This is a genomic window from Streptomyces altiplanensis (assembly GCF_053591575.1).
On record NZ_JBSFUB010000173.1, the window covers coordinates 1 to 7838 of the forward strand.

Below are 7838 nucleotides of genomic sequence, written 5' to 3' on the forward strand. Positions count from 1 at the left end.
GCGTTCGCCCGCCGCGGGGGGGGTGGGGTGCCCGCCCGGCCGGTCTTCCGAGCCGTCCCGGCGGGGCCCCCCCCCGGGCCCCCCCCCGCGACGGGTGGTCCCCGCCATGTCCACCTCCACATCGGCGCCCTGTACGTTCTCGATCGTGCCTGCCGTTAAAAAGACCGCTCTGACGGTTCTCTCCGCCGCGCTGCTGCCCGCACTCACCGCCCTGCCCGCGCACGCGGCGACCGCGGACGACAAGCCCGGCGCCAGGCAGCCGAAGCCTCCCGCCCTGATGTCGACGGTCGGCGGCGCGCGGCTCGGGCAGCCCGGTACGCAGGTGGAGCTCGGCCCGGACGCACCCGTCCTCCCGAAGGAGCTGAGCGGCCGGTCGTGGATCGTCGCCGACGCCGAATCGGGCGACGTGCTCGCCTCGCACAACGCCCACTGGCGGCTGCCCCCCGCGTCCACCATGAAGATGCTCTTCGCGGACACGGTCCTGCCCCGGCTGCCCAAGTCGCAGGTGCACAAGGTGACGGACGAGGAGCTGGCGGACGTCGGTGAGGGCAGCAGCCTCGTCGGCATCAAGGAGGACCACACGTACTCCGTCCACGACCTGTGGCTCGGGGTGTTCCTGCGCTCCGGCAACGACGCCGTGCACGTCCTGTCGGAGATGAACGGGGGGTGGGACAAGACCGTCGTGGACATGCAGAAGCACGCGGACGAGCTCCAGGCGCTGGACACCACCGTCGTCTCACCCGACGGTTACGACGCGAAGAACCAGGTCAGCAGCGCGTACGACCTGACGCTCATCGCCCGCAGCGGCATGCAGAAGAAGGACTTCCGCGAGTACTGCTCGACGGTGAGCGCCACGTTCCCCGGCGAGAAGAAGAAGGGGAAGAAGCGCGAGAGCTTCGAGATCCAGAACACCAACCGCCTGCTGACCGGCGACCTGGGGGTCACCCCGTACAAGGGCATCGCGGGCGTCAAGAACGGCAACACCACGCACGCGGGAGCGACGTTCACCGGTGTCGCGCAACGCGGTGACAAGGTGCTGCTCGTCACCGTCATGAACCCGTCCGCGAGCGAGGGCCACGCCGTCTACAAGGAGGCCGCCCGTCTCCTCGACTGGGGCTTCGCGGCGTCGGGGAAGGCCGCCCCGGTGGGCGAACTGGTGCCGCCGAAGTCCGCCAGGACCGGCCGGGGGGCGCCGCCCGCCAAGGGCAGGGGGGACGGCGGGGAAACCGCCGGCGCCGCGCAGGACACGACGACCCGGCTCGCGGCGACCGACGGCGGCGCCAGTGGCATCGGTGCCGCGCTCGCGATCACGGGCGGTGCGCTGGTGGCGCTGGCCGCCGGGGTGTTCCTGGTCAACCGGCGCTGGCCACTGCCTGCCCTGTCGCGTCGCCGCCCGCGCCGCTAGCCGGCGCACCGGCGCCGGAGCCGGTCCCCTCCTCCTCCGCCCGTTCGCTGTCGTGCCGCGTCGCCGTCCAGGCGGCGCAGCACAGCAGCAGCTTCGCCGTGAGGTTGATCCACAGCAGCAGCGCGACGGGGACGCCGAACGCCCCGTACATGCTCTTCGCGGCGACGTCCTTCATGTAGCTGCCCAGCAGCAGCTTGAGCAGCTCGAAGCCGACCGCGCCGATGAGTGACGCCGTGATCAGCCGGTGCCTGACCGGGTGCACCCCCGGCAGCAGGGTCAGGACGTACAGCAGGATCAGGAAGTCCGCGCCGGCCGCGAGGGCGAGGGCGAGGATCTGCAGCAGCACGCCGCCCGCGCCGCTCTCGGAGAGGCCGGACCGCTCGGCGGTCCAGTCGACCGCCGTCGAACCGGCCGAGGAGGCCGCCCAGGACGCGAGCCCGATCGCTCCGAGGCCGCACAGCACCACGCCGTCCATGAGCTTGCGCACGACGGGGTTGCCCTCGTCCGTGTCGTCCAGGTCCCACACGGCCCGGAGGCACTCCCTCAGCGAGCCGACCCATCCGATGCCGGTGAAGAGCAGCAGGGCGCCGGCGACGAGGCCGATGGTGCCCGCGTTCTGCACGAGGGAGGCGAGGTCGAGCTGTCCGGAGATGCCGGGCACCTGCTCGGCGAGCTTGCTCTCCATGCGGTGCAGCTGCTCGTCGGAGAGCAGGGCCGCGCCGATCGAGGCGGTGACGGTGATCAGCGGGAAGAGCGCGAGGAAGCTGATGAAGGTGATCGCGGCGGCCAGCCGGGTCCAGTGGACGCGGTCGAGCGTCTCGTACGTACGCCATGCGTGGGTGACCGCCAGCCGCGTCACGAACGGGCCGACGACGGGCAGGTTCTTCAGCCAGTCCATGACGTGCGTCTACCCTCCGCGGCGGGAAACAGCGCGCTTTCACCCGCTCGTGTCCCGCGTCGCGGCCGTACGGTCCGGCCGTGGGCCTCTCCCCGGGTCAGGACCTCAGCGAAGGCGCCGCGGGCTGGTCCACGGGTGAGTTCTGGGCCGGCACCACGCTCGCGGCACGGCCCCCGAACATGTACTCGCGGAGCTTGCGCCACACGCCGTCCGCGCCCTGCTCGTACAGCGCGAAACCGGCGCAGGCCCACTGCGCCTCGTACGCGGAAAGCTCCTCGTACGCCCGGTCCATGCCCTCTTCGGAGATGCCGTGGGCGACCGTGACGTGCGGGTGGTACGGGAACTGGAGCTCGCGCACGAGCGGACCCGACGCGTCCCTGACCCGCTTCTGGAGCCAGGAGCAGGCCGCCGCGCCCTCGACGACCTGCACGAAGACGACCGGGGAGAGCGGGCGGAACGTGCCCGTGCCCGACAGGCGCATCGGGAAGGCGCGCCCGGACGACGCGACCTGCGCGAGGTGGGCGTCGACGGCGGGCAGCAGCTCCGCGTCGACCTCGGTGGGCGGGAGGAGGGTGACGTGTGTGGGGATGCCGTGTGCGGCAGGGTCCCCGAAGCTCGCGCGCCGCTCCTGGAGCAGGCTGCCGTACGGCTCCGGGACCGCGATCGAAACGCCGAGCGTTACGGTCCCCACGTCGTTCTCCTCCGTCGTCGTCCTGTACGTCCTGTGGCGGTGGTGCGGTGTGCCTGTGTGCAGTGTGGCGGGAGCGCCGCCCTTGTGGCCAGAGCCCTTGGTCGGGGCACTGGTCCGGACCTTGGTCCCGGTCCGGACCAGTCGCTCGCGCTCAGTGCTTGGCGGGCAGCAGACCGAGCTTCTCGTAGGTCTGGGCGAGGGTCTCCGCGGCGACCGTACGGGCCTTCTCGGCGCCCTTGGCCAGGATCGAGTCCAGCGTCTCCGGGTCCCCCAGATATTCCTGGGTGCGGGTCCGGAACGGCGTGACGAACTCCACCACCACCTCGGCGAGGTCCGTCTTGAGCGCGCCGTACATCTTGCCCTCGTACTTCTTCTCCAGGTCGGCGACGGACTCACCGGTGAGCGTGGAGTAGATCGAGAGGAGGTTGCTGACGCCCGGCTTCTCCACGGCGTCGTACCGGATCACGGTGTCCGTGTCCGTGACCGCGCTCTTGATCTTCTTGGCGGTCGCCTTGGGCTCGTCGAGCAGGTTGATCAGACCCTTCGGCGTCGACGCCGACTTGCTCATCTTGATCGCCGGGTCCTGGAGATCGAAGATCTTCGCCGTCTCCTTGAGGATGTACGGCGCCGGGACGGTGAACGTGTCGCCGAAGCGGCCGTTGAAGCGCTCGGCGAGGTCGCGGGTCAGCTCGACGTGCTGGCGCTGGTCCTCACCGACGGGGACCTCGTTGGCCTGGTAGAGCAGGATGTCCGCGACCTGGAGGACCGGGTACGTGAAGAGGCCGACGGTGGCGCGGTCGGCGCCCTGCTTGGCGGACTTGTCCTTGAACTGCGTCATGCGGGAGGCCTCGCCGAATCCGGTGAGGCAGTTCATGACCCAGCCGAGCTGGGCGTGCTCGGGCACGTGGCTCTGGACGAAGAGCGTGCAGCGGTCCGGATCGAGGCCGGCGGCCAGCAGCTGGGCGGCGGCGAGACGGGTGTTGGCGCGCAGTTCGACGGGGTCCTGCGGAACGGTGATCGCATGCAGGTCGACGACCATGTAGAAGGCGTCGTGCGATTCCTGCAGGGCGACCCACTGGCGCACGGCGCCAAGGTAGTTGCCGAGGTGGAACGAGCCTGCGGTGGGCTGGATGCCGGAGAGCACGCGAGGACGATCAGAGGCCATGGACTCATTCTCTCAGGTGTGGAACCCCACTCGGTTCTCCGGTGCATCAAGAGAGTGAGGACGCGGGAGGGGACCCCGGAGGGGGGCCGCATCGGCATCGACGATGCTGCGGCGATCGCGCGCGTACGGTCCGGGGAGCCCGAGGCGTACGCGGAACTGGTGCGCGCCCACACGGGAATCGCGCTCAGGGCGGCGGTGGCCCTCGGAGCCGGTGCGGACGCGGAAGACGTGGTGCAGGCGGCCTTCTTCAAGGCGTACCAGTCGCTGGGACGCTTCAGGGAGGGCCCGGCCTTCCGGCCCTGGTTGCTCCGTATTGTCGCGAATGAGACGAAAAACACATTTCGCTCCGCAGGGCGGCTGCGGGCCGCGACGGGGCGGGAGGCGGCGCTGCTCGGCCCCGGGCCGGTGATGCCGGAGTCGGCCGACCCGGCGGCGGTGCTGGCGGAGGAGCGGCGGGCGCTGCTGCTGGCGGCGCTGGGTGGGCTGAACGAGGATCAGCGCCGGGTCGTCACGTACCGCTACCTGCTGGAGAGAGGCGAGGCGGAGACGGCGGAGGCGCTGGGATGGCCGCGGGGCACGGTGAAGTCCCGGCTGAACCGGGGGCTGCGGAAGCTGGGGCGGATCCTGCCGGGGCAGCGGGAAGGGCGGGAAGGGGGTGATGGGCAGGGGTGAGAAGCACTCGGACGGGCTACCGGACGGGCCCCGGAAGGAGCAGTGGCAGGAGCGGCAGGAGGAGTCGCGGGAGGAGTTGCGCGGGCTGGGGCGGCTGAAGGGGAGCCCGCGGGACCCGCCGGAGCCGCGAGGCCCCGGCTCCGGCGGGGCCGCGTCGTCAACCCACCGACGGGTGAAGGACGTCAGTCCGTGGGGAGGCCCGGCGCCGGGAAGGCGTCCATGAGGTCGGCCACCTCCGCGCGGATCGCCGTGAGCGCCTCCTCGTCACCGGTGCGGGCGGCGGTGACGCCCCGGTCGATCCAGCCGGCGACGGCCGGCATGTGCTCCGTACCGAGACCGCGCGAGGTGAGGGAGGGGGTGCCGATGCGGACGCCGGAGGGGTCGAACGGCTTCCTGGGGTCGTACGGGACGGTGTTGTAGTTGACGACGATCCCGGCCCGGTCGAGCGCCTTCGCCGCCACCTTGCCCGGCACGTCCTTGGGGGTGAGGTCCATCAGGATCAGGTGGTTGTCGGTGCCGCCCGAGACCAGGTCGAAGCCGCGCGCGAGCAGCGCCTCGGCGAGCGCCCCGGCGTTGGCGACGACCGCGTGCGCGTAGTCGCGGAAGGAGGGCTGGGCCGCCTCGTGGAGGGCGACGGCGACGGCCGCGGTGGTCTGGTTGTGCGGGCCGCCCTGGAGGCCGGGGAAGACCGCCTTGTCGATGGCCCTGGCGTGCTCCTCACGGGACATCAGCATCGCGCCGCGCGGGCCGCGCAGGGTCTTGTGGGTGGTCGTGGAGATCACGTCGGCGTGCGGGACCGGGGACGGGTGGGCACCGCCCGCGATCAGTCCGGCGATGTGCGCGATGTCCGCGACGAGTACGGCGCCGGACTCGCGGGCGATCTCCGCGAAGGCCGCGAAGTCGATGGTGCGGGGAAGGGCGGTGCCACCGCAGAAGATCAGCTTCGGGCGCTCCTTGAGGGCGAGTTCGCGCACCTCGTCGAAGTCGACGAGGCCGGTGTCGGGGCGTACGCCGTACTGGACGCCGCGGAACCACTTGCCGGTGGCCGAGACGCCCCAGCCGTGGGTGAGGTGGCCGCCCATCGGCAGGGCCATGCCCATCACGGTGTCGCCGGGCTCGGCGAAGGCGAGGTAGACGGCGAGGTTGGCGGGCGAGCCGGAGTAGGGCTGGACGTTGGCGTGCTCGACGCCGAACAGGGCCTTGGCGCGGGTGGTGGCGAGCAGCTCGACCTGGTCGATGTTCTGCTGGCCCTCGTAGTAGCGCCGGCCCGCGTAGCCCTCGCTGTACTTGTTCTGCAGGACGGTGCCGGAGGCTTCGAGCACGGCCTGCGAGACGTAGTTCTCGCTGGGGATCAGGCGCAGGGTTTTGGCCTGGAGCTGTTCCTCGGCGCCGACCAGTGCGGCGATCTCGGGGTCCGTGGCGGACAGGGCGGGGTGGCTGAGCGGGAGAGTCATGGCGTCCTCCGGGGCGAGCGGGTGGGTGTCCGGTCGTGATCCCGGGGTGCCCAGGCGGGCGGCACCTCGTGCTGGGGTTCCCCGCGCGGCTTCCCCGCGGTCCGTTCCGCGTACGCCAGTCGCCGTGCGTACCGCCACCCTAGCGGCCTCGCCGCCACGCATGGTTTCTTCGTCCGGCATACGAGCGACGATAGAAAGGGGCGTCGTTCCCGCCCCTCGCCGGATGGATTTGTCTCGACGATCGGAGACCCCGTGCCGACCACCCAAGCCGCCATCACCTCTGCGGAGGCGCACAGCGCGCACAACTACCATCCTCTCCCCGTCGTCGTCACCTCGGCGGAGGGTGCCTGGATGACCGATGTCGAGGGGCGCCGCTACCTCGACATGCTCGCCGGGTACTCCGCGCTCAACTTCGGCCACGGCAACCGCCGGCTCATCGACGCCGCCAAGGCGCAGCTGGACAGAGTGACGCTGACCTCGCGGGCCTTCCACCACGACCGGTTCGCCGAGTTCTGCGCGCGACTCGCCGAGCTGTGCGGCATGGACATGGTGCTGCCGATGAACACCGGGGCCGAGGCGGTGGAGACCGCCGTGAAGACGGCCCGCAAGTGGGGCTACAAGGTGAAGGGCGTGATGGACGGCACGGCGAAGATCGTCGTCGCGGCCAACAACTTCCACGGCCGCACGACGACCGTCGTCAGCTTCTCGACGGACCACGAGGCCCGCGCGGACTTCGGCCCCTACACGCCGGGCTTCGAGATCGTCCCGTACGGCGACCTGACGGCGCTCGACGCCGCGGTGACCGACAACACCGTGGCCGTGCTGCTCGAACCCATCCAGGGCGAGGCGGGGGTCCTGGTGCCGCCGGCCGGCTACCTGGCGGGCGTACGGGAGCTGACCCGCGAGCGGAACGTGCTCTTCATCGCGGACGAGATCCAGTCGGGCCTCGGGCGTACGGGCAAGACCTTCGCCTGTGAGCACGAGGGCGTGGTCCCGGACATGTACGTCCTGGGCAAGGCGCTGGGCGGCGGTGTCGTGCCGGTGTCCGCGGTCGTGTCGTCGGCCGAGGTGCTGGGCGTCTACCGGCCGGGCGAGCACGGTTCGACGTTCGGCGGGAACCCGCTGGCCTGCGCGGTGGCGCTGGAGGTCGTCGCGATGCTGCGCACCGGTGAGTTCCAGGAGCGCGCCACCGAGCTCGGCGACCACCTCCACCAGAAGCTGGGGCTGCTGGTGGGCGGCGGCGCGGTGGAGGCGGTGCGCGGCCGCGGGCTGTGGGCGGGCATCGACATCGCCCCGTCGCTCGGCACCGGCCGGCAGATCTCCGAGAAGCTGATGGACCGGGGCGTCCTGGTCAAGGACACCCACGGTTCGACGATCCGGATCGCCCCGCCGCTGGTGATCAGCAAGGAGGACCTGGACTGGGGCCTCGACCAGCTCGGCGCGGTGCTGGAGGGCCGGGGGTAGGCGGGTCCGTGCCCGCTTCCGCGCCCACATCGAGATCGCCAAGCGGCGCGGCAAGGCGCTCGTCATCCACGACCGCGAGGCGCACGAGG

7 protein-coding genes and 1 riboswitch are annotated in these 7838 nt (G+C 71.4%); of the genes, 3 read left to right on the forward strand and 4 right to left on the reverse strand.

What is annotated here, in order from left to right:
* Positions 1–145 precede the first annotated feature (145 nt).
* Positions 146–1405, forward strand: a complete 1260-nt coding sequence (locus tag ACWD0Y_RS35435) for a D-alanyl-D-alanine carboxypeptidase family protein (RefSeq protein WP_450264375.1) — start codon at positions 146–148, stop codon at positions 1403–1405.
* Here the strand turns inward: ACWD0Y_RS35435 and ACWD0Y_RS35440 are convergent.
* The 3 genes from ACWD0Y_RS35440 to trpS form a co-directional block, all read right to left on the reverse strand.
* Positions 1353–2303 (reverse strand): YihY/virulence factor BrkB family protein, encoded by a 951-nt coding sequence (locus ACWD0Y_RS35440; protein ID WP_450264376.1) that lies wholly within the window; start codon positions 2301–2303, stop codon positions 1353–1355. The two genes, ACWD0Y_RS35435 and ACWD0Y_RS35440, sit on opposite strands and share 53 nt — an antisense overlap.
* A gap of 97 nt (positions 2304–2400) precedes the next feature.
* Positions 2401–2994 carry a 2'-5' RNA ligase family protein gene (locus tag ACWD0Y_RS35445; protein WP_450264377.1) on the reverse strand — a complete coding sequence of 198 codons (594 nt, stop codon included), beginning with the start codon at positions 2992–2994 and terminating at the stop codon, positions 2401–2403.
* A gap of 151 nt (positions 2995–3145) precedes the next feature.
* Positions 3146–4159 carry a tryptophan--tRNA ligase gene (gene trpS / locus ACWD0Y_RS35450; protein ID WP_450264378.1) on the reverse strand — a complete coding sequence of 338 codons (1014 nt, stop codon included), beginning with the start codon at positions 4157–4159 and terminating at the stop codon, positions 3146–3148.
* A gap of 54 nt (positions 4160–4213) precedes the next feature.
* On the opposite strand from trpS, the gene ACWD0Y_RS35455 reads away from it, so the two are divergent.
* The gene (locus ACWD0Y_RS35455) at positions 4214–4831 is read left to right on the forward strand and encodes an RNA polymerase sigma factor (protein ID WP_450264379.1); all 618 of its coding nucleotides are present in this window, start codon (positions 4214–4216) and stop codon (positions 4829–4831) included.
* 182 nt (positions 4832–5013) lie between these two features.
* Here the strand turns inward: ACWD0Y_RS35455 and ACWD0Y_RS35460 are convergent, their stop codons facing one another.
* Positions 5014–6285: a serine hydroxymethyltransferase gene (locus ACWD0Y_RS35460; RefSeq protein ID WP_450264380.1), complete on the reverse strand. Its 1272-nt coding sequence runs from the start codon at positions 6283–6285 to the stop codon at positions 5014–5016.
* A 41-nt stretch (positions 6286–6326) separates the two neighbouring features.
* Positions 6327–6418: riboswitch (ZMP/ZTP riboswitch) on the reverse strand.
* 119 nt (positions 6419–6537) lie between these two features.
* Between ACWD0Y_RS35460 and rocD the strand changes: the two genes are divergently transcribed.
* Positions 6538–7749, forward strand: a complete 1212-nt coding sequence (rocD, locus tag ACWD0Y_RS35465; RefSeq protein WP_450264381.1) for an ornithine--oxo-acid transaminase — start codon at positions 6538–6540, stop codon at positions 7747–7749.
* The last annotated feature ends 89 nt before the right edge of the window (positions 7750–7838 follow it).